The sequence below is a fragment of the Sphingomonas longa genome (assembly GCF_016892685.1).
Lineage (GTDB): Bacteria > Pseudomonadota > Alphaproteobacteria > Sphingomonadales > Sphingomonadaceae > Sphingomonas > Sphingomonas longa.
The window spans coordinates 25,724-45,963 of the sequence record NZ_JAFEMC010000003.1 but is presented as its reverse complement, the minus strand read 5'-3'; the positions used below and the strand labels follow the sequence as shown (position 1 = coordinate 45,963).

At 67.0% G+C, this 20,240-nt stretch carries 20 protein-coding genes; 9 read left to right on the top strand and 11 right to left on the bottom strand.

Going from position 1 to position 20,240, the window contains the following annotated elements:
- Positions 1 to 20 precede the first annotated feature (20 nt).
- Genes ILT43_RS10015 through ILT43_RS10005 form a run of 3 tightly spaced genes read right to left on the bottom strand, consistent with a single transcriptional unit; the run spans position 21 to position 1,626 of the window.
- Positions 21 to 557, bottom strand: coding sequence for a cytochrome c oxidase assembly protein (locus tag ILT43_RS10015; RefSeq protein WP_204198829.1), 537 nt, complete (start codon positions 555 to 557; stop codon positions 21 to 23).
- A 26-nt stretch (positions 558 to 583) separates the two neighbouring features.
- On the bottom strand, positions 584 to 727 hold the full coding sequence (locus ILT43_RS10010) for a hypothetical protein (RefSeq protein ID WP_168377321.1): 144 nt from the start codon (positions 725 to 727) through the stop codon (positions 584 to 586).
- On the bottom strand, positions 724 to 1,626 hold the full coding sequence (locus tag ILT43_RS10005; protein WP_204198828.1) for a heme o synthase: 903 nt from the start codon (positions 1,624 to 1,626) through the stop codon (positions 724 to 726). The genes ILT43_RS10010 and ILT43_RS10005 overlap by 4 nt, the downstream gene beginning before the upstream one ends.
- A gap of 84 nt (positions 1,627 to 1,710) precedes the next feature.
- On the opposite strand from ILT43_RS10005, the gene ILT43_RS10000 reads away from it, so the two are divergent.
- The gene (locus ILT43_RS10000) at positions 1,711 to 2,391 is read left to right on the top strand and encodes a DUF2490 domain-containing protein (RefSeq protein WP_204198827.1); all 681 of its coding nucleotides are present in this window, start codon (positions 1,711 to 1,713) and stop codon (positions 2,389 to 2,391) included.
- Between the two features lie 36 nt (positions 2,392 to 2,427).
- Here the strand turns inward: ILT43_RS10000 and ILT43_RS09995 are convergent, their stop codons facing one another.
- The 4 genes from ILT43_RS09995 to coxB form a co-directional block, all read right to left on the bottom strand.
- A complete protein-coding gene (locus ILT43_RS09995) occupies positions 2,428 to 3,816 on the bottom strand; it encodes a DUF1501 domain-containing protein (RefSeq protein WP_204198826.1) in 1,389 nt (462 codons plus the stop codon).
- On the bottom strand, positions 3,813 to 5,870 hold the full coding sequence (locus tag ILT43_RS09990) for a DUF1800 domain-containing protein (RefSeq protein ID WP_204198825.1): 2,058 nt from the start codon (positions 5,868 to 5,870) through the stop codon (positions 3,813 to 3,815). The genes ILT43_RS09995 and ILT43_RS09990 overlap by 4 nt, the downstream gene beginning before the upstream one ends.
- 192 nt (positions 5,871 to 6,062) lie before the next feature.
- Positions 6,063 to 7,757, bottom strand: a complete 1,695-nt coding sequence (gene ctaD, locus ILT43_RS09985; protein ID WP_204198824.1) for a cytochrome c oxidase subunit I — start codon at positions 7,755 to 7,757, stop codon at positions 6,063 to 6,065.
- Between the two features lies 1 nt (position 7,758).
- Complete coding sequence (gene coxB, locus ILT43_RS09980; protein ID WP_204198823.1) at positions 7,759 to 8,952, bottom strand: cytochrome c oxidase subunit II; 1,194 nt, start codon at positions 8,950 to 8,952, stop codon at positions 7,759 to 7,761.
- 268 nt (positions 8,953 to 9,220) lie between these two features.
- Here coxB and pyrE point away from each other — a divergent pair, with 268 nt between their 5' ends.
- The 6 genes from pyrE (at position 9,221) to ILT43_RS09950 (ending at position 14,160) form a co-directional block, all read left to right on the top strand.
- Positions 9,221 to 9,805 carry an orotate phosphoribosyltransferase gene (pyrE, locus tag ILT43_RS09975; RefSeq protein WP_204198822.1) on the top strand — a complete coding sequence of 195 codons (585 nt, stop codon included), beginning with the start codon at positions 9,221 to 9,223 and terminating at the stop codon, positions 9,803 to 9,805.
- Positions 9,802 to 10,881, top strand: coding sequence for a serine hydrolase domain-containing protein (locus ILT43_RS09970; RefSeq protein WP_204198821.1), 1,080 nt, complete (start codon positions 9,802 to 9,804; stop codon positions 10,879 to 10,881). The genes pyrE and ILT43_RS09970 overlap by 4 nt, the downstream gene beginning before the upstream one ends.
- On the top strand, positions 10,878 to 11,609 hold the full coding sequence (locus tag ILT43_RS09965) for a pyridoxine 5'-phosphate synthase (protein ID WP_204198820.1): 732 nt from the start codon (positions 10,878 to 10,880) through the stop codon (positions 11,607 to 11,609). The genes ILT43_RS09970 and ILT43_RS09965 overlap by 4 nt, the downstream gene beginning before the upstream one ends.
- 84 nt (positions 11,610 to 11,693) lie before the next feature.
- Entirely contained in the window at positions 11,694 to 12,110 is a 417-nt protein-coding gene (gene acpS / locus ILT43_RS09960) for a holo-ACP synthase (RefSeq protein WP_204198819.1), read from the top strand.
- The gene (gene lepB / locus ILT43_RS09955) at positions 12,107 to 13,060 is read left to right on the top strand and encodes a signal peptidase I (RefSeq protein WP_239474533.1); all 954 of its coding nucleotides are present in this window, start codon (positions 12,107 to 12,109) and stop codon (positions 13,058 to 13,060) included. The genes acpS and lepB overlap by 4 nt, the downstream gene beginning before the upstream one ends.
- Positions 13,060 to 14,160 (top strand): AI-2E family transporter, encoded by a 1,101-nt coding sequence (locus ILT43_RS09950; protein ID WP_204198817.1) that lies wholly within the window; start codon positions 13,060 to 13,062, stop codon positions 14,158 to 14,160. The genes lepB and ILT43_RS09950 overlap by 1 nt, the downstream gene beginning before the upstream one ends.
- A gap of 17 nt (positions 14,161 to 14,177) precedes the next feature.
- Here the strand turns inward: ILT43_RS09950 and ubiG are convergent, their stop codons facing one another.
- Positions 14,178 to 14,909, bottom strand: coding sequence for a bifunctional 2-polyprenyl-6-hydroxyphenol methylase/3-demethylubiquinol 3-O-methyltransferase UbiG (ubiG, locus tag ILT43_RS09945; protein ID WP_204198816.1), 732 nt, complete (start codon positions 14,907 to 14,909; stop codon positions 14,178 to 14,180).
- Positions 14,910 to 14,962: 53 nt separating this feature from the next.
- Here ubiG and ILT43_RS09940 point away from each other — a divergent pair, with 53 nt between their 5' ends.
- Complete coding sequence (locus ILT43_RS09940) at positions 14,963 to 16,222, top strand: aspartate kinase (protein ID WP_204198815.1); 1,260 nt, start codon at positions 14,963 to 14,965, stop codon at positions 16,220 to 16,222.
- 677 nt (positions 16,223 to 16,899) lie between these two features.
- Here ILT43_RS09940 and ILT43_RS09935 read toward each other — a convergent pair.
- Both ILT43_RS09935 and ILT43_RS09930 read right to left on the bottom strand, forming a co-directional pair.
- A complete protein-coding gene (locus ILT43_RS09935; protein ID WP_204198814.1) occupies positions 16,900 to 17,370 on the bottom strand; it encodes a YrhA family protein in 471 nt (156 codons plus the stop codon).
- Between the two features lie 759 nt (positions 17,371 to 18,129).
- The gene (locus tag ILT43_RS09930; protein ID WP_204198813.1) at positions 18,130 to 18,441 is read right to left on the bottom strand and encodes a hypothetical protein; all 312 of its coding nucleotides are present in this window, start codon (positions 18,439 to 18,441) and stop codon (positions 18,130 to 18,132) included.
- A gap of 217 nt (positions 18,442 to 18,658) precedes the next feature.
- On the opposite strand from ILT43_RS09930, the gene ILT43_RS09925 reads away from it, so the two are divergent.
- Entirely contained in the window at positions 18,659 to 19,645 is a 987-nt protein-coding gene (locus tag ILT43_RS09925) for an NAD(P)H-dependent flavin oxidoreductase (RefSeq protein WP_204199451.1), read from the top strand.
- 159 nt (positions 19,646 to 19,804) lie between these two features.
- Here the strand turns inward: ILT43_RS09925 and ILT43_RS09920 are convergent, their stop codons facing one another.
- Positions 19,805 to 20,206 carry a VOC family protein gene (locus ILT43_RS09920; protein ID WP_204198812.1) on the bottom strand — a complete coding sequence of 134 codons (402 nt, stop codon included), beginning with the start codon at positions 20,204 to 20,206 and terminating at the stop codon, positions 19,805 to 19,807.
- Between the last annotated feature and the right edge of the window lie 34 nt (positions 20,207 to 20,240).

Here is a 20,240-nt window from a genome sequence, read left to right as displayed (position 1 = left end):
GTTGGCTTTTCCGGTCCGCTCTAGCTGGTGGGAGCCGCCGAATCCACCGGGTAAAACGTGTACGACAGCGTGATCGTTTCGATGTCCGCGGCGTCGGGGTCCTTCAGCATCTTCGGATCGACGTAGAAGATGACCGGCATGCGCGCCGTCTCACCCGGTTTCAGCGTCTGCTGCGTGAAGCAGAAGCACTGGATCTTGGTGAAATACTTGCCCGCCTGCGCCGGTGTGACGTTGAACGTCGCGGTGCCGGTGATGGGCTTGTCCGACGTGTTCGTCGCGGTGAAGAACGCCATGTCGCGCGCGCCGACCGCGACGGTATCGGACGTGTTTTCCGGCCGGAACTTCCACGGCAGCTTGGGGCTGACGTTCGCATCGAAATCGACGCGCACCATCCGCTCGGTCGCGCCGGGGGCCTGTTGCCCGCGCTGGGTCGTGCCGTTCAGGCCGGTGACCTGACAGAACATGCGATACAGCGGGATGCTGGCCCAGGCGAGGCCGGTCATGAAACAGATGCCCAGCACCGCCAGCACCGCCGTGCGCGTGGTGCGGCCTTTCACGGCAGGGTTGCTCGCCGGACGATCGGTCAATGCGATGCCCCCATGCCCATCTGAATCTTGGCGATCGAGATCGCGAAGGTCAGCAGCACCAATGCGCCGAGCAGCAGCGCCATGACGAGCGCGCGGCTCTTCTGCCGCTTGCGGATCAGGTCTTGTTCTTCCGGAGTCATGCCAGCACCCACCGATCGGCGACGAGCGCGCCGAAGATCACGAAAAGATAGAGGATCGAATAGCTGAACAGCCGCTTCTCCGGCTTCATCGCATCGCCCTCGACCTGACGGCGGGTCGCGACCAGCACCGCCAGCAGCGCGAAGATGCCGGTCAGCACGATCGACGCCACGCCGTAGATGGGGCCGGTCAGCCCCAGCGGCCAGGGGGCGATCGCCGCGACCGCCATCGGGATCGTGTAGAGGCCGATCTGCACCCGCGTCGCACGCTCGCCCGCCACGACGGGCAGCATCGGCACACCGGCATTGGCGTAATCCGTCTTCACGAACAGCGCGAGCGCCCAGAAATGCGGCGGCGTCCACAGGAACACCAGCATGAACAGCAGCACCGGCAGCAGCGCGACCTGACCGGTCGCCGCGGCCCAGCCGATCAGCGGCGGAAACGCGCCCGCCGCGCCGCCGATGACGATGTTCTGCGGCGTCCGCCGCTTCAGCCACACGGTATAGACGAGGACGTAGAACAGGATCGACACGGTCAGGATCGCAGCGGCGGCGATATTGACCGCCAAGCCCATCAGGATCACCGAAAACACCGATAGCCCGACGCCGAAGTGCAAAGCGGCCTGACGATCCATCCGGCCGGCGGGCAGCGGCCGCTTCTGCGTGCGGCGCATGACGGCGTCGATGTCCGCCTCGTACCACTGGTTCAGCGCGCCCGCCGCGCCCGCGCCGAGCGCGATGCACAGGATTGCGGTGAAGCCGATCACGGGGTGGATGCCGACCGGTGCGGCCAGCATGCCGCACAGCCCGGTGAACACGACGAGCGTCATCACCCTGGGCTTCGTCAACGCCAGGAAATCACGCCAGTCGGCGGGCGGCAGCAGGGGGGTCGCGGTGGTCATGGGATGAAGCGAGCCTATACGCTTCGCGGAGCCGGGAAGAAAGCGCCGCTGACAGGCTGTCACAAAAGTGACAAAGGCGTCATCATGCGATCGTTTCTGCTATCAGCCGCCGCCTATCTGTCCCTCGCTGCACCTGCCGTGGCGCAGACGACCAACGACGAACAATTCTGGTTGAACGCCACCGTCATGGGCGCGGTCGGCGGCGACCTCGTGTATTTCGCGGAGGTGCAGCCCCGCATCGGCGACGGCGTGTCGCGGCTCGACCAGCTGTTGCTGCGGCCGGCGATCGGCTGGCGGATCAGCCCACAGGTGACCGTCTATCAGGGCTATGCCCATGTCGTTTCGCCGGTGGAGGGCGGCAAGGACCGCAACGAGGAACGCAGTTTCCAACAGATCAGCTGGACGTTGCCGGCGTCGCGCCGCGGCGAGATCCAGTCGCGGACCCGGCTGGAACAGCGCTGGCGCTCGGACGGTCGCGACGTCGGCCACCGCCTGCGTGAGATGATCCGCGGCGAATATGCGTTTGCCGAATCGGGCAGGGGCGTCCGCGCGCTCGGGTCGGCGGAGGCGTTCGTCGCGTTGAACGACACCGATTGGGGCGCGCGCGGCGGCTTCGATCAGTTCCGCACCTTCGCCGGGGTCGAGGTGCCGCTGACGGGACGATCGACGATCGAGGCGGGCTATCTGAACCAGGCGATCAACCAGCCCGCCGGCCGGACGCGCATGAACCACGTGCTGTCGTTGGCGGTGTTCTTTCGCCACTGACCCGTACCGGCGGCACGCGTACCGCCGATAACAAGGTCAGACGAAGCCCAGATTCCATGTCGACGGATTGTAGTTGCCGATGTTCGGCAGGACGGTGCGCAGGTCGCTGGTGCCCACGCCGAACCATGTCGCCAGCGTCGCGGCATACTGATCGACCGAGATCGTCGGCACCAGTCGCCCCTGACCGATGTCGTCGGCGGTGTTGTTCCCGACCTCGGGCGGGGTGCCGTAGAAGCGCTGTCCCTTCACCGCGCCGCCGACGACGAAATGGTGGCTGCCCCAGCCATGATCGGACCCGTCGTCGTTCGATTGCAGCGTGCGGCCGAAATCGGAGGCGGTGAAGCTGGTCACCTGATCCGCGACGCCCAGCGCGACGGTGGTGTCGTGGAACGCCTTCAGCGCATCCGACACCCGGCCCATCTGCTGGGGCAGCAGCGTCGCCAGATTGTCGTGCATGTCGAATCCGCCGAGGCTGACGAAGAACACCTGTCGCCGCGCGCCCAACGCCTGCGAGACGGAGATAAGCCGCGCCACCATCTTCAGCTGATCGGCCAGTTGATTGCCGGACGGGAACAGCTTGAACGAGGCGGCCGGCGCACCGGACAATGCGGAGGATACCTGCGAATAGGTCTCCAGCGCGCGTTTGGAGATCTTGGCATGTTCGCTCGCCAGCAGGCCCGACGTGTTGCCGGTCATCAGCGTGCGCAGCGTCGCTGCGGCGGCGGACGATCCGTACATCGTCGTCGCGTTGTTGAGCAGCGGGATCGGCCCGCCGGTACCGATGCTGTACTGCATCGCCGATTGGCCGGTCAGGTAGACGGCATTGCCGCTGGTGTTGATGCAGGTCAGCGTCGCGGCGCCATTGCCCGACTGGAACAGGTCGCCCATCCGGCCACCCCAGCCGCTGGTCGCGCCTTCGGGGTTGGATGCCTGGAAATAGCTCTGCTGGTCGTTGTGGCTGAACAGCTTGGGCGGCAGCTTGACGCTGTTGGCGAAATACTGGGCGCGCGTCGTCGGCTGGACGAGCGTGCCGACGTTGAGCACCGCCGCGGCCTTGCCCGCGGCGAACAGCTGCCCGAGGCCGCTCATATTGGCGCCGAGCGCGTAGCGGCGACCGCCGTCGAGCGAAACCGTCGGGGACAATGCGCTCGCCGCCAGCGAGTCGCGGGTCAGCGCGATGTTCGATCGCGCCGCGAGATAGGCGGCGTAGCTCGCCTCGTCATAGGGGACCAGGGTGTTGGCGTAATCCATGCCACCGTGCAGGAAGACGCAGACCAGCGCCTTGTAATCGCTGGTGGTCGCCGCCGCCGCCTCGCCGATCGCGGCCAGGCTGGTGACGAACGGCGCGGCGACGCCGGCCATGCCCAGGGCGGCACCGCGGCGCAGGAAGGCGCGACGCGATGCATCGTGTTCGAACGAGCTCATTTGACCACCATGAATTCGGGGGAAGCCAGCGTCAGCATCAGCGCGATGCCGACCCGATTGACCGCAGCGTTGGTGGCCGTCGCCGGTATGCTGTCGATGGCGTCACGGATCGCGGTCTGCGTCGCCGCGGTCAGCTGACCGGCGGCTAGCACGAGGTTGAGTTCGGTGACCAGCACGGCGCTGTCGCCCGCCAGCGACTGGAGCGCGGTATAGTCGGCCTTCGTGTCGCCGATGCCGTTGGCCACCAGCGTGTACATGAAATTGACGTAGGCGATGACCGACTGTTCGTTGGTGATCTGGAATTCCGGCGCGACGAGGCCCGCGGCGGCGATCGGCGTGCCCGCCGGCGAATAGCCGGGCCGGAAGAAGTTGAAGACCGTCGGACTGCGCCCCATCCCCTGTCCAAGCCGGGTCGAGGGATTGGAGGTGTCGCCGATCGCCCACGCGTTCGATGGCGACGTGACGTTGCACAGCCGCGCCCAGGCCGTCAGCCGCATGACGGGCTCCCGCAGCTTGCCCGCGCCGGGGCTGGCGAGCGCATCTTCCGACCGGGCTTCCGCATCCAGCAAAATCGCCCTGATCACCGCCTTCATGTCGCCACGCACGCCCGCGCCGTTGTCGGCGAAGACCGCGGCGACCCGGCCGACATAGGCGGGGCTGGGGTTGGAGGTGACCAGCCGCTGGATCAGCTGACGGCCGATGAACGGCGGCACGTTGGGATGCGCGAAGATGGTGTCCAGGGCGATCTTGATTCCCGTCATTCCGTCGCTGCCAGCGATCATGACGCCGAGCACCTTGGAGGGACCGGCTTCATGGAAGGTGTTGTTCATCACCATCGGCAGCTTATGATATTCGGGGTTGGTCACATCGCTGATCGCGGGCACCAGTCCGGTGAACACGCGCGCAAGCTGCGTCACGTCGTCCTGCGTGTAGGTGTCGATCGGCTGTCCGTTCGCCAGCTTCGGGGTGCCGTCCATGTTGAGTTGATACGGCCCGAGTGCGAACAGCTGCATCAATTCGCGGGCGTAGTTCTCGTCCGGCTGCGCCCCTGTTCGGGGGTTCGCCTTGCGATTGTTCATGAACGTCAGGAATGAGCCCATCGCGGAGTTCGTCGTGATCGCGTTCAGGATATCGCGATAATTGCCGAAAGCGTTATCGAGCAGCACGTCGATATACGCCGCCGTTGCGAATTGCCGGAAATGAAGAATGGAGACGCCGACCACGAGAAAGTCGAGCAGGGCCATGCCGACGCGCTGGCGCAACTGATCCGGCTCGACGATCAACTGCCGCCAGATGGTGGCGTCGAATCCGGCATCGGTGTAGATGTTGCCGGCAACGTTGTAGCCGTTGGCGATCAGCCAGTCGTAATGGCTGATTGCGCGCTTCATCGCGAACTGGTCGTCGATCCATCCTTCGTAACGGCGGGCGATCACCGCATCGATCTGGGTCCGGGTCGCGCCCATGGTGGTCTGGGCCAGGAAGCGGCTGGCCTGCACGGCGGTGATCGTTGCGGGCACGACGACGACCGGCGCGGTCTCCGGCGTCGAGGGGGTGGTGCCGGTGCCGGTGCCGGTGCCGCCGCCGTCCGTCCCGGTACCGCCACCGATGACCCCCCCGCCGATCACGCCGCCGCCGACAATGACACCGCCGCCGACCACGCCGCCGCCGGACGCGCCACCGGTTGGATCGGTGGCGCCCGTGGTGCCACCCGTGGTTCCGCTGCCACCGGTCGTGGTGCCGCCAGTCGTGCCGCCGCTCGTCGTCCCTCCAGTGGTACCGCTGCCGGTGCTTCCGCCAGTCGTACCGCCCGTTGTCGTGCCACCGGTCGTCGTACCGCCCGTCGTGGTACCGCCAGTCGTAGTACTACCTGTCGTCGGGGCGGTGCCGCCCGCCGCTGCGCCGCCACCCCCGCTACCGCAGGCAGCGAGCGACAGCGCGGCGGGCGCGGCGACGCCCAGCTTGGCGGACGTCATGATCGAGCTCGCCGCGCCGACGTCGGCAGGCGCGCCGATAGGGTCCGACGCCAGCGGCGTCGGTGCAGCAATGTCCAGCATTTGGATCGTCCCGTGTGGTGCCAGGCAGACCTGAGTCCGGCCTTGGCGTCGCAAGGACGCTTTAACCCTAAGGGCCGTTAAATCCGGGTAAAGCGCGGTAAGAATCCGCCGCTGTCCGGCTGACCATCTCACAACGAAAAACGCCCCGGAGTTTCCTCCGGGGCGTTTTCGCGTGCTCGTCGATGAGTGGGATCAGTGATCCTTGCCCGAGTCGATGACGGGCAGCGTCTCGAACTGGTGGAACGGCGGCGGGCTGGACAGCGTCCATTCCAGCGTCGTCGCACCCTCGCCCCAGGGATTGTCGGGAGCCTTCTTGCCCGCCAGCAACGAGTAGACGAGGTTGACGAAGAAGATCGCCATGCCTGCAGCCATGATCATGTAGCCGACAGACGCGACCGTGTTCCAGTGCGCGTAGGCGTCCGGATAATCCGGATAGCGGCGCGGCATGCCCTGAAGGCCCAGGAAGTGCATCGGGAAGAACATGACGTTCACGCCGACGAAGAACACCCAGAAATGCAGCTGGCCGAGCAGCTCGCTGTACATCCGGCCCGACATCTTCGGGAACCAGTAGTAGAAGCCCGCGAACAGCGAGAACACCGCACCCAGCGACAGCACGTAGTGGAAGTGGGCGACGACGTAGTAGGTGTCCTGCATATAGTCGTCGATGCCGCCATTGGCGAGCACGACGCCGGTGACGCCGCCGACGGTGAACATGAAGATGAAGCCGATCGCCCAGACCATCGGCGTCGGGAAGCGCATCGAGCCACCCCACATCGTCGCGATCCACGAGAAGATCTTGATGCCGGTCGGCACCGCGATCACCATCGTCGCGGCAGTGAAGTACATCTTGGTATTCACCGACAGGCCGGTGGTGAACATGTGGTGTGCCCACACGACGAAGCCGACGACGCCGATCGCGACCATGGCATAGGCCATGCCGAGATAGCCGAAGACGGGCTTGCGGCTGAACGTCGCGATGATCTGGCTGACGATGCCGAAGCCCGGGAGGATCATGATGTACACTTCGGGGTGGCCGAAGAACCAGAACAGATGCTGGTACAGCACCGGATCGCCACCACCGGCGGGATCGAAGAAGGTGGTGCCGAAATTACGGTCGGTCAGCAGCATCGTGATCGCCGCGGCAAGGACCGGGAGAGCCAGCAGCAGCAGGAACGCAGTGACCAGCATCGACCACACGAACAGCGGCATCTTGTGCAGGGTCATGCCCGGCGCACGCATGTTGAAGATCGTGGTGATGAAGTTGATCGCGCCGAGGATCGACGACGCACCCGCAAGGTGGAGCGACAGGATCGCCATGTCCGTCGACGGTCCGGGCTCGCCATAGGTCGATAGCGGCGCGTACAGCGTCCAGCCATTGCCCGCGCCACCGAAGAAGGGCGAAGCCAGCAGCAGCGTGAAGGACGGGATCAGCAGCCAGAAGCTGATGTTGTTCATCCGCGGGAACGCCATGTCCGGCGCACCGATCATGATCGGCACAAACCAGTTCCCGAACCCGCCGACCATTGCCGGCATGACCATGAAGAACACCATGATCAGGCCGTGCGCGGTGATCAGCACGTTCCACAGGTGGAGCGACTGGTCGAGGCTCTGCGGACCGCCGTGGAGCAACGATGCCCAGCTGCCCAGATACTGGATGCCGGGATGCGCCAGTTCGGCGCGCATCAGGCCGGAGATCGACCCGCCGATGATTCCCGCGACGATCGCGAAGATCAGGTACAGCGTGCCGATGTCCTTGTGATTGGTGGACATGAACCACCGGGCGAAGAAGCCCGGCTTGTGATCGGCATCGTGATGATGCTCGTGCGCGTCATGAGCGACGAACCCCGAACCAAGGGGGCCGGACGGGTGGAGGGCGGTGTCTGTCATCTTACTGTCCAGCGTTGCCGGTGGCGGGGTTGTTGGTCGCGCCCTGCGGCGCGGTCGGAGCCGCGACGGTGGCGTTTTCGGTGGGGCCGGTCGCCGCGTCGGTCGCCTCGGTGGCGGCCTTGTCGGCGGCGGAGCCGACGGCGCCCGGTTGCGGGATCACGGCCGAGGACGGAGCCTTGCTGCCGGGCATCGTGCCGCCCTTGGCGCGGACCCAGGCGGCGAACTGCGCCGGCGGAACCGCTTCGACGGCGATCGGCATGTACGCGTGACGCGCGCCGCACAGTTCGGAACACTGGCCGAAATACAGGCCCGGACGATCGATCGTGAAGCTCGTCTCGTTCAGGCGGCCCGGAATCGCGTCAAGCTTGATCCAGAAGGCGGGCACGGCCCAGCTGTGGATCACGTCGTTGGCGGTGGTGATGAGCCGGATCGGCACGCCGACCGGCAGGACGATGCGGTTGTCGGCGGCGAGCAGGCGGGGGCCGTCCGCGTCGGTGCGGAAGCGCTGGCCGGCCGAAACCTCGTTCTTTTCCTTCAGCAGGTTGGCAGTGACTTCGAAGCCGCCATTGTCCGGATACTGATAGGTCCAGTACCACTGGTTGCCGATCGCCTTCAGCGTCACCGCGCCCGCGGGGGCCGGCTTGAACTGCGCCTGGAGCAGGCCGATCGAAGGCAGCGCGATCAGCACCAGGATCGCGACCGGCAGCAGCGTCCAGATGATCTCGATCGCAGTGTTGTGCGACGTCTTGGAGGGGATCGGGTTCCGGCTGGCGCGGTAGCGGATCATCACCCAGATCAGCAGCGCGAGAACGAACAGCGAGATGATCGTGATAACGGGGAACAGGATGATGTTGTGCATCCAGTGCGCGAACTCACCGTTGCGCGTCACCTGCGGCTGAAGGCCGAACAGGCCGTTCGTCGGCTGGCCGATCCCCGCCTGCGGCAGCGCGCCGGGAGCGCCGTCGACCGCGAGCAGCGGGCTTTCCGGAGCGGCCGGCGGCGTCGCGGCGGCGGTAGTCGGCGCGGTGTTCGACACACCGGCCGGGGCGGCGGCACCCTGCGGTGCCGGCGCCGGAGCGTTCGCCACCTGCGGCGCGGGGGCGGCGTGCGCGGCGACGGTGCCGAGGCTCGCCCCAAGGCCGGCCAGGGCGAGCCCCGCCGCCATCGCGATCTGCTTGAACCCCAAGATACCCATCGTCTGTCGTTACCCCGTTGGTCGATGACCCGCCGCGGCGGGTGTCACGTTCTGGACCGTCCCGGATGCCCGGAAAGCGGCGGAATCCGGGCACAAGATGCCCGTTTGGGCATGGCCTATACGCCGGGGGTGGGTCCGCCTCAAGCGGCACGGCGTGTAATTTACCCGCCGACGGTGCGCGGCAGTGCTTTACATTGCCTATCGCCGGGGCGCGGCCTATCTCCGCCACACGATCCGCAGCCCGAAAACCAGCCCGAAAAGAGCCGCCATGACCGACGACGATGTCCTCGCCGAATTCCGCGCGGCCGACGCGCTGCTGGAAGGGCATTTCATCCTGTCGTCGGGGCTGCGCAGTTCACGCTACCTGCAATGCGCGCGCGTGCTGATGGACCCGCGCCGCGGTGCACGGCTGGCGGAGGCGCTCGTGGCGCGCATCCCCGATGCGGTGCGGTCGCAGATCGCGGCGGTGGTGTCGCCGGCGATGGGCGGCGTGATCGTCGGGCACGAAGTGGGGCGCGCGCTGGGCGTCGAGGCCATGTTCCTGGAGCGGCCGGAGGGAACCTTCGGCCTGCGCCGCGGCTTCCGGCTCGATCCCGGCCAGAAGGTGTTGATGGTGGAGGACGTGGTGACGACCGGCCTCAGTTCGCGCGAGGCGATCGCGTCGATCGCGGCGGCGGGCGGCGAGGCGATCGCCGCCGCCGCGCTGGTCGACCGGTCGAGCGGCAGCGCCGATCTCGGCGTCCCCTTCTACTCGCTGATCCGGCTGGAGGTGCCGACCTATTTCCCCGATGCGCTGCCGCCCGAACTGGCCGCGATTCCCGCGATCAAGCCCGGCAGCCGGGCGGCGGCATGAGGGCGCTGCTGGCCCTTGCGATGCTGGCGCTGGCAGGCCCTGCTGTGGCGCAAGGCGAACAGCAGGCGCAGGCGCTGGCGCGCGCCGATGCGGCATTGCGAATGCGAGTCGAGGCGGCGTTACAGAACGCGGGCTTCGCGGGCGTCTATTCGGTCTATCAGGGTCCGCGCCGGATCGCGGGCGGAGGCATCGGCCAGCCGGTGAAGGACCAGCCGGGCGCCTTCACCTACGAATCGGTGTGGCCGTGGGCGTCGGTGACGAAGCAGGTCGTGGCGACGCTGGCGATGCAGGAAGTCGACGCGGGGCGGCTGGCGCTCGACGTGCCGGCGAGCCGCTATCTGCCGTCGCTGGGGGCGAACGCGCCGACGCTGCGGCAATTGCTTCAGCATCGCGCCGGGCTGCGTAATCCCGACGACAGCACCAAGGACGCGGGCGGCGAGCCGTCCTTCTATACGAATGGCGAGACGGGGCTCGGCTGGTGCGTGAAGGGGCGGACGACAGCGGGCGGCCAGTGGCGCTACAACAACTGCGATTACATCGTCGTCAGCGCGCTGCTGGAGCGGACCACGCGGCTGGCGCTGCCGGACCTGTTCCAGCAGCGGATCGCCGGGCCGCTGGGGCTGGCGACGCATTTCGTGACACCTGAGCCCGCGACGGTGGACGAGCGCTGGACCGGCGGACCCGATGCGACCGAGCGGGCGACGCTGTTACGGTACGGCGCGGCGGGTGGGCTGGTCGGCACCGCGGCGGACATGGCCGGGTTCGATCGCGCGCTGCTGTCGGGTGAGTTGCTGAGCCAACCGGCGCTCGACGCGATGTGGGCGGGTGACGCCAAGCTGGGTTACATGGCGTTGGGCCAATGGGTGTTCACCGCGCCGCTGAAGGGCTGTGCCTCGCCCGTACGGATCGTCGAACGGCGGGGTGGGATCGGCCGGTTCCAAGTGCGGAATGTCGTGCTGCCGGACAAGCGCATCGTCATCGCGCTGATGACCAATCGCGGCGATTATGATTTCGGCGAGATCTGGCAAGGCAAGGGGCCGAGCTATTCGATCCTGTCCGCGGCGGCCTGCGCATGACCGGGTTCCTGCGTCTCGGCGTCAATATCGACCATGTCGCGACGGTCCGGAACGCGCGTGGGGCGGGCTATCCCGATCCGGTGCGGGCGGCGTTGCTGGCGGCGGAGGCGGGAGCCGACGGCATCACCGCGCACCTGCGCGAGGATCGTCGCCACATCACCGACGACGACATCGCCCGGCTGGCGGCAGAGCTGACGATTCCGCTGAATCTGGAAATGGCGGCGACCGACGAGATGCTGGCCATCGCGCTTCGTCACCGGCCGCATGCCGCCTGCATCGTGCCGGAAAAGCGCGAGGAAGTGACGACCGAAGGCGGACTGGACGCGGCCGGCCAGTTCGCGCGGCTGGAACCGCTGGTCGGGCAGCTTCGGGATGCCGGCATCCGCGTGTCGCTGTTCATCGAACCCGACGCGCGGCAGATCGATGCGGCGATCCGGCTGGGGGCGCCGGTCGTGGAGCTGCACACCGGTCGCTATGCCGAACTGGACGGAGAGGCACGGACGGAGGAACTGCGGCGCCTGTCCGATGCGGCGGCGCTGGCGGCGAAGAACGGGATCGAGGTCCATGCCGGCCACGGACTGACGTTCGACAATGTCGGTCCCATCGCGGCGATCCCGCAGGTGCGGGAGCTGAACATCGGCCATTTCCTGATCGGCGAGGCGCTGTTCGTGGGGCTGGACGATGCGGTTCGACGGATGCGCGACGCGATGGATGTGGCGCGTGGATAAGGCTCGTCCGACCGGCGAGGGTGTGACCGTGGCCGGACACCGGCTTCGGGAAAACGCTGTCGTTCGCGCGGTCGGGACGGCACGATGATTGTCGGTCTCGGCTCCGACCTCTGCAATATCGAGCGTATCGCCCACTCGATCGAGCGGTTCGGGGAACGGTTCGAGGCGCGGGTGTTCACCGATGTGGAGCGGGCGAAGGCGGCGCGGCGGCCGTTCACCAAGGCGGGCACGCTGGCGAAGCGGTTCGCGGCGAAGGAGGCGTTCTCCAAGGCGGTCGGCACCGGTTTCAAACGCGGCGTGTTCATGAAGGACATCGGCGTCATCAACGCACCGTCCGGCGCGCCGACGCTGGCGCTGTCGGGCGGCGCGCAGGCGGCACTTGACGCGCTGGTCCCGCATGGCATGGCCGCGCGAGTGCATCTGACCCTGACCGACGACCACCCCTGGGCACAGGCTTTCGTGGTGATCGAGGCGATCCCCCAATCGGACGCGAGCGAATGAAGGAAGCGACGTTGAACGAGGCTCCGGTCGTCAAGGACGAGGGCGACGCCAAGTCCCCGCCCGCCAAGAAGGTCGGCACCGACTGGTGGAGCGAGATCAAGGGCATCTTCTGGCTGATCGTGATCGTGCTGGGATTCCACAGCTTCGTCGCCAAGCCCTTCTACATCCCCTCCGAATCGATGTTGCCGGGGTTGCAGGTCGGCGACCGGCTGGTCGTATCAAAATTCGCCTATGGCTGGTCGTTCGTGTCGCCGACAATTCCGAACCCCGTCGCGATCTTCAAGGGGCTGGTGCTGCGGGAGCCCGTGGACAGCTGGAGCGCGCAACTGCCGTTCATCAAGGGGCGGCTGCTGGGATCGCTGCCGACGCGCGGCGATGTGGTCATCGTAACGCCGCCGGGCACGCGCAACGATTACATCAAGCGCGTCATCGGCCTGCCCGGCGACACGCTGGAAGTGCGCGAGGGCACCGTGATCCTGAACGGCACGCCGGTGAAGCGCGGCACGGTGCACGACACGCTGATCCCGGTCGACACCAACAGCCCGTGCCGCGAGTCGGATTACCCGGGCGCACGCGAGACGCTGCCGGACGGCGGGGCGGTGTGTCGCCTGCCGACGGTCACCGAGACGCTGCCGAACGGTCGCCATTACGAAACGATCGAGCTCGGCTACAGTCCGGGCGACAATTACGGACCGATCAAAATCCCGCAGGGTCGCGTGTTCCTGATGGGCGACAACCGCGACCGATCGGCGGACAGCCGCTTCCCGCTCGCCGATCTCGGGTTGGGCGGACCGGTCCCGTACGAGAATCTGGGCGGGCGCGCGGAGTTCGTCACGTTCAGCCTGGACGGCGATGCGACGTTCAACCCCCTGACGTGGCCGGGGTCGCTGCGCGGCAACCGCGCCGGCACCTCGCTGCACCCCGCCACCGGCGCGATTGTCGCAAACTGATGGCCGACCACCCGGACCCCAAGCCGACGAAGGTCCGGGATGCCGCGCCGCTGGAACTGCGCGATACGTTCATCCGCACGGAGCTGAAACGCGCCGGCGTCTGGCTGGGGCTGATTTGCGCGATCGCGGTGACGGTGCTGCTGATCCAGCCGCTGCTCATCATCTTTGCGGGGCTGGTCGTCGCGGCGCTGTTCGACGGCGGCGTGCGGCTGTTGGGCAAGGTGCTGCCGATCGGGCGCGGGTGGCGGTTGCTGATCGTCGTCGTGCTCGTCGTCGCGTTCCTGCTCGGCACCTTCTACCTGACCGGGGTGCAGGTGACGGCGCAGGTCACGCAGTTGCGATCGACACTGGAGGTGCAGGCGAACCGCGCGTCCGGCTGGCTGAGCGGGCAGGGGCTGATGCCCGGCGCGTCCGACGTCAACGGTATCGCGAAGCAGGCGCTGGGGTCGGTCGGGCGGATCACGTCGTGGGTCGGCACCGCGATCGGCGCGCTGACGACGATGTTCATGATCCTCGTCATCGGCCTGTTCGTGGCGATGGACCCGGGCGTCTACCAGCGCGGGCTGGAGTGGATGGTGCCGCGCGACAACCGCGCGGAGTTCTCGGTCGTGCTCCAGCGAATGGGCCGCACGCTGCGCCGGCTGTTGTTCGGGCGTATCCTGGGCATGATCGCCGAGGGCGTCCTGACGTGGTTCGCGCTGATGCTGGGTGGCGTGCCGATGGCGATGATCCTCGGCATCCTGACCGGACTGCTCGCCTTCATCCCCAATATCGGCGCCTTTATCAGCGGCGCGCTGATGATCGCGGTCGGTTTTTCGGCGGGCAGCGATGTCGGCTTCTGGGCGATCGGCACGTACCTGATCGTGCAGACGTTCGACGGATATGTGCTGCTGCCGATCGTCGCGAAGAAGACGGTGGACCTGCCGCCCGCGCTGACCCTGGGGATGCAGATCATGGCGAGCGCTCTGTTCGGCATCCTCGGGCTGGCGCTGGCTGACCCGTTCACGGCGATGATGAAGTCGGCGCTGGAGCGCAGCGCCGAGCGCGAGGAGGAACGCGACGGTGACGGGGATCATGCGGCCGGCGCCACCGCCGCCTGACCGCCACCGCGGCCGGCTTATCCGGCGCGGGTCGCGGTCAGGATATAGTCGAGCTGCACCGAGTCGCTCAGCACGAAGCCGCGCGTCGGCGACAGGGCGATGCCGCGCACGTCGCTCACGATCAGGCCTTCGCTGGCGAGCAAGATCGTCAGCTCGTCGGGCATCAGGAACTTGTCCCAATCATGCGTCCCGCGCGGTATCATGCCGGTCCGTTCGGCGATGCCGACCAGCGTCAGGCGCGACAGCGGCGTGCGGTTCGGCGTCGACAGGATCATCAGTCCGCCGGGTGCCAGCGCCCCCGCCAGCCCGCGCACGAACTCCGCCGGGGAGGCGACATGCTCGATCACCTCCAGCGACACGACGAGGTCGAACCGCTCGCCCGTCAGCCGCTCGACGCTGCCAGCGCGATAATCGATCGACAGTCCGGTTAGCGCGGCATGCGCCTGCGCCGCCGCGATATTCTCCGGCGCGGCGTCCAGGCCCGTCACCGCCGCACCCAGCCGGGCGAGCGGTTCCGACAGCAGCCCCGCCCCACACCCGACGTCGAGCGCGGTCCTACCCGCGAGCGGCGAGAAGCTGGTGTCGTCGCCGTCCCAGTGCCGATCGATGGCGCCGCGGATATAGCCCAGCCGGACCGGGTTCAGCCGGTGGAGCATCGCCGACGACCCTTTCGGGTCCCACCAGTCCGCCGCCATTTTGCCGAAATGCGCGGCTTCCGACGCGACGATCGTGCTGCTTGCTTCACTCATGCCCTGTTCCTATCAGGGCCGCCGCTTTCCCACAAAGGAGTTTGCCCCCGCCGATGGCGCGCATCGTGATGAAGTTCGGCGGCACGTCGATGGCGGGAAGCGAGCGCATCCGCAGCGTCGCCGCGCGCGTGAAGCGGGAGGTCGCCGCCGGCAACCAGGTCGCCGTGGTCGTGTCCGCGATGGCGGGCGAGACGGACCGGCTGGTCGGTTTCTGCCGGGAGGCGTCGCCGCTCTACGATCCGCGCGAGTACGACGTGGTCGTGTCGGCGGGGGAGCAGATCACCAGCGGCCTGCTGGCGATCGCGTTGCAGGCGATTGGCGTGCCGGCGCGGTCCTGGCTGGGCTGGCAATTGCCTATCCATACGTCCGACGCGCATGCCCGTGCGCGGATCGGGACGATCGATACGGAGGCGCTCGACGCCAGCCTGGCCGCGGGAGAGGTCGCGGTGATCCCCGGATTCCAGGGCGTTGCTGACAGCGGCCGGGTGACGACGCTGGGCCGGGGTGGCTCGGACACGTCGGCGGTCGCGGTGGCGGCGGCGATGAAGGCGGAGCGGTGCGACATCTACACCGATGTCGACGGCGTCTACACCACCGACCCGCGCATCGTGCCGCGTGCGCGCAAGCTGGCCCGCGTGACCTATGAGGAGATGCTGGAACTCGCCAGCGTCGGCGCGAAGGTGCTCCAGACCCGCTCAGTCGGGCTGGCGATGAAGGAAAACGTCCGCGTCCAGGTGCTGTCGTCGTTCACCGGCGACGATGCTCCGATGGCGGACACGCTGCCCGGCACGATGATCGTGGGGGAAGAGGAGATCGACGACGTGGAACGCCAGCTCATCACCGGCATCGCGCACGACAAGAACGAGGCGAAGATCACGCTGGCCAGCGTGCCCGACCGCCCCGGCTCGGTCGCGGCGATCTTCGCACCGCTGGCGGAGGCGGGCATCAACGTCGACATGATCGTCCAGAACGTCGCGCATTCGACCGGATCGACCGACGTGACGTTCACCGTGCCGGCCGCCGATCTGGCGCGCAGCCTCGACGTGCTGGGACAGGCGAAGCCCGCGATCGGGTACGACAAGCTGGTCCACGACACGCGAGTCGCGAAGATCAGCGTCGTCGGCGTCGGCATGAAGAGCCACGCGGGCGTCGCGGCGACGATGTTCACCACTTTGGGCGAGCGCGGGATCAACATCCAGGCGATCACCACGTCGGAAATCAAGGTCAGCGTGTTGATCGAAGAGGATTATACCGAACTCGCGGTGCGCGTGCTGCACACCGCCTACGGCCTCGACGCGGAGGTCGCGGGCTGAATCCGACCGCGGAAGGTTAGGCTAAGGTTAGTCCAACGCGCCGTTTCGCGGGATGTCGCGGGCGGGCGATCGTTGATGGGTGCGGCGATGTCAAAGAGCGGTCGCGCTTGGTTGTACAGGGTCGTCGGCGTGTAGGACAGCGAGGCGCACGGCTGCCGCGTTGACGGGGCTGCGCGGTGACTGCTGACGCGCACACCCGGACGCTCGGGCTGGCGATCCGGGTTTCCGATCACGGCCATTCGTCGCGCGCGACCTTTCCTTTTTCCAAGTCTGCGACAGGCCGGTTCGGGAATGCCCGATCGGGAACAGATTTCGGGAAGGGAATGCATCGGACAGTATTCGGCGCGATCACCTGGGCGACTGTCCCGCTATGGGTTCCTTTTGGGGAAAGGGCATGGCCGACATAAAGAGGTCGGTTCAGGCTGATGGCGGAATGACACTGTAAGCCACCGCTCTGCTGTCCCGATTGAACCCTTGTTAACTTTGGTGCCGGAAAGCCTTGATTTGCATGGCCTCGTTGCCGGCCCAAACAGGCTTCAGTTCATCTGGGACAGCTCGCATGTGGCAGATTGGCGCCGAGAGCAGTCATTTCTACTTAGGCTCCAGCGACCTGTCTCGGGCGCCTCAACGTGCGCCTGCCCGCGGGGTTCGTCGAGTTTCGCTCGGCTGGACGAGCCTCACTGCAGGCGCGATCGCAGGAGGCGCTCGACGGCCTCGTTCACGGTCGTGAAATCCTCGAAGACGTCGCTCGACACCTTGTCGCGCAGCACAGGACGCCGCCCGTCGAGATCGACGGTGAGCAGGTCCATGTCGCTCTCACCCAGCACGAGATAGGTCTCATGGCCCGGCCCCTCGCGCCACAAGGCGTTCGCCTCCGCGATACCCTGCCAGAAGCCGCCGGCACCCGGCGACGCCTGGGTAAGGCCGGCCCCGTAGAGCACGACCCCGTTGAAGTCAACGCCGTTCACCACGGAGAGGAGCCGTGCATAGTCGGTCGGCATCTCCGCCCTGAAGCGGTCGCGCAGCACCGTCCGCTCAGCGCTGATCTGATCCTCGCTGGCTGATGCCTGCACCTTCTCTCCGGCGCCGCGCTGCTCCGCGCCGACCTTTGCGATCACGTCGCTCACGGCGTCCTCGACGATCATCATGTTCTCGATATCAGGAGGGAGAGGCTCAGAGAGCAGGTGGATACACCGAACCGCGCGGAATCGGGAAGTTGACCTGCCGGCTTTCTCCAACCGCGAGGTCCCCTACCAGGCGGCGCTGCTCATTGGTGATGGCCAAATGGGACGGGTCGTTCTTGGTCAGGACGAGGTTGTCGAAGGCGTTCGTCCCGCCATCGTCGAGCGGCAGCTTGGGGTGAACCTGCCAGCTGGCCGGGATCTGCCCGGAGCCCAGCCTCTGAATGGCGGCGTTGTCTAGCCCCGCGCGCCACCGTCTGCGGGTCGTTTGGATCGAGTCCTCTGCTCGGCGACTGAACCGACGGAGTGCCGGTCTGGATCTAGGTAGTCACGCCGCACCTCTGCCTCGCTGCTGCGCATGGAGATAACGTCGGTGCCGTTCCGATGCGCTAGTCGCTCCGATTAGGTGCGTAGTCGATCTGGGTAGATCGCCCCGAGGCGGATACCAGCCAGCCCTCGGCGAGGTTGCTGGATCCGGAAGGCTAGTCACCATCGCCTGAGCCTGAGCCACCGCCATGCGCGCCACATCCGGAGACTTGCAGGAAGCCACTCACAGACCGCTGACACGGACCAACAACTGTGTGGGTTTGCTTTTCACCGCGGGAGATCAAAGCGAGCCTCGGGACGGATCGGGTATTTTACGTCAAACCGATCGTTCCCAATATTCGATCCCTTCCGGGAAAGACGGCCGCTGCCGAATGTCGGCTATCGCTACCCGCCTTGCTGTCATGTCCGCTCGCCCGCGTCCCACCTCTTGATGGCGTCATTCGCCCGCTCGCGCTCGGGCGTCATGACGAGGCTGCGCGGCTTGTAAGGTGACTTGCTGCCACGAACGCCTGGTGCACTGTGGTGGATGCTGGACGCGAGACTATCGAGATAGGAGCGGCCCTTCTTCTTGAACAAGAGAATTTCTTCCTCGTTCAACGCGAGCAGGACATTGTAATCCACCGCGCTGTGGCTGCACATCGCGTCGAGGAAGAGTTGTCCATTCTCTTCCAGCAGAGTCCAGCGGTAGTGTTCGTCGTCCAGGACGATCATGACGGTCTCCGATCCATGTGCGCTTCGGCAGCGTAAGGCCGGCGTGACTTGATCGCCACCCGCCGAGTTCCCGTCGTCCGGATGAACCATCGATGTCGCGGGGATCGAAGCACGCGACCAGCACTACCGGAAACGGCCCCTTCAATCCGGCCGCAGGGCGTTCTAGGGAAGCGGGATGAACGATCTGACCGCTGCCTCGCCCCGTCTCGACCGCCTGATGCAGCGCGGTGCCGATTTTCTGGGGAGCGAGGTCGCCATTCTGGGTGGCGCGATGTCGTGGGTCAGCGAGCGCAACCTCGTCGCCGCGATCTCCAATGCTGGCGGGTTCGGGGTGATCGCGTGCGGCGCGATGACGGTCGACCTGCTCGACCGGGAGATCACCGCGACCAGGGCGCTGACCGACAAGCCGTTCGGCGTGAACCTGATTACGATGCACCCCGACCTGATGGCGCTGATCGAAGTCTGCGGGCGGCACGGGGTCGGCCATGTCGTGCTGGCGGGCGGATTGCCGCCCAAGGGTTCGCTGGAGGCGATCAAGGCGACGGGGGCGAAGGTCATCTGCTTCGCGCCGGCGCTCAGTCTCGCGAAGAAGCTGATCCGATCGGGCGTCGACGCGCTGGTGATCGAGGGGATGGAGGCGGGCGGCCATATCGGGCCGGTGTCGACCAGCGTGCTGGCGCAGGAGATGCTGCCGGAGATCGCCGCCGAGCTGCCGGTGTTCGTCGCGGGCGGGATCGGCCGGGGCGAGGCGATCGCCGGCTATCTGGAGATGGGCGCGGCGGGCGTGCAGCTCGGCACCAAGTTCGTCTGCGCGACCGAATCGATCGCACATCCGAATTTCAAGAAGGCGTTCCTGCGCGCGTCGGCGCGCGATGCGGTGGCGTCGGTGCAGCTCGACCCGCGCCTGCCGGTGATCCCGGTGCGTGCGCTGAAGAATGCCGGTGGCGAACTGTTCACCGCGAAGCAGCGAGAGGTCGCGCTGTCGCTGGACGAGGGCGGCGTCGCGATGGCGGAGGCGCAGTTGCAGATCGAGCATTACTGGGCGGGCGCGCTGCGCCGCGCGGTGATCGACGGCGATGTCGAGCATGGCTCGGTCATGGCGGGCCAGTCGGTCGGCATGGTCAAGCGCGAGGAGCCGACCGCGGCGATCATCGCCGAGCTGATGGACGAGGCGGCGGCGGCGCTGGAGCGGCGGGCGGGGTGACGAACTCGGCACGAACGTCGGCGGGTGGAGCCCGCGACGCAGTGCCGAACTACTCCCTCCCCTTCAGGGGAGGGTTGGGGTGGGGCCTCTCAACGAGCGACCCGTTTGCGGAAGCGCCCCACCCCCGGCCCCTCCCCTGAAGGGGAGGGGAGAGCTTGCTCACTTGATCGGCGAACCGATCGACCAGCGGTGGCCGAAGGGGTCGGTGACCTGACCGTAGCGGTCGCCCCAGAACTGGTCGGCGACCGGCATCGTCACGGTCGCGCCGGCCTTTGCCGCGCGCTCGGTCCAGCGGTCGGCATCGTCGACCTGGAGGTGGAGCGTTACCCCCTGCGGCTCGGGTTCCGCTGCGCCGCGCCATTCGGGGAACTCGTCGGACAGCATGACGAAGCCGCCGTTGATCCTCAGCCCCGCCTGCATCAGGCGCTGGCCGTCCTCCGCGACATTGCGCTCCACGACCTCGCCGCCGAACGCGCGGGTGTAGAAGTCCAGCGCCTCCTGACCGCGGCGGCCGCGGATGGTGAGGAAGGGGGTGACGCCAGCGGTGGGACGGTCGGCCATATGTTCGCTCTCCTGTGCTTTTCGGCGGTTCTAC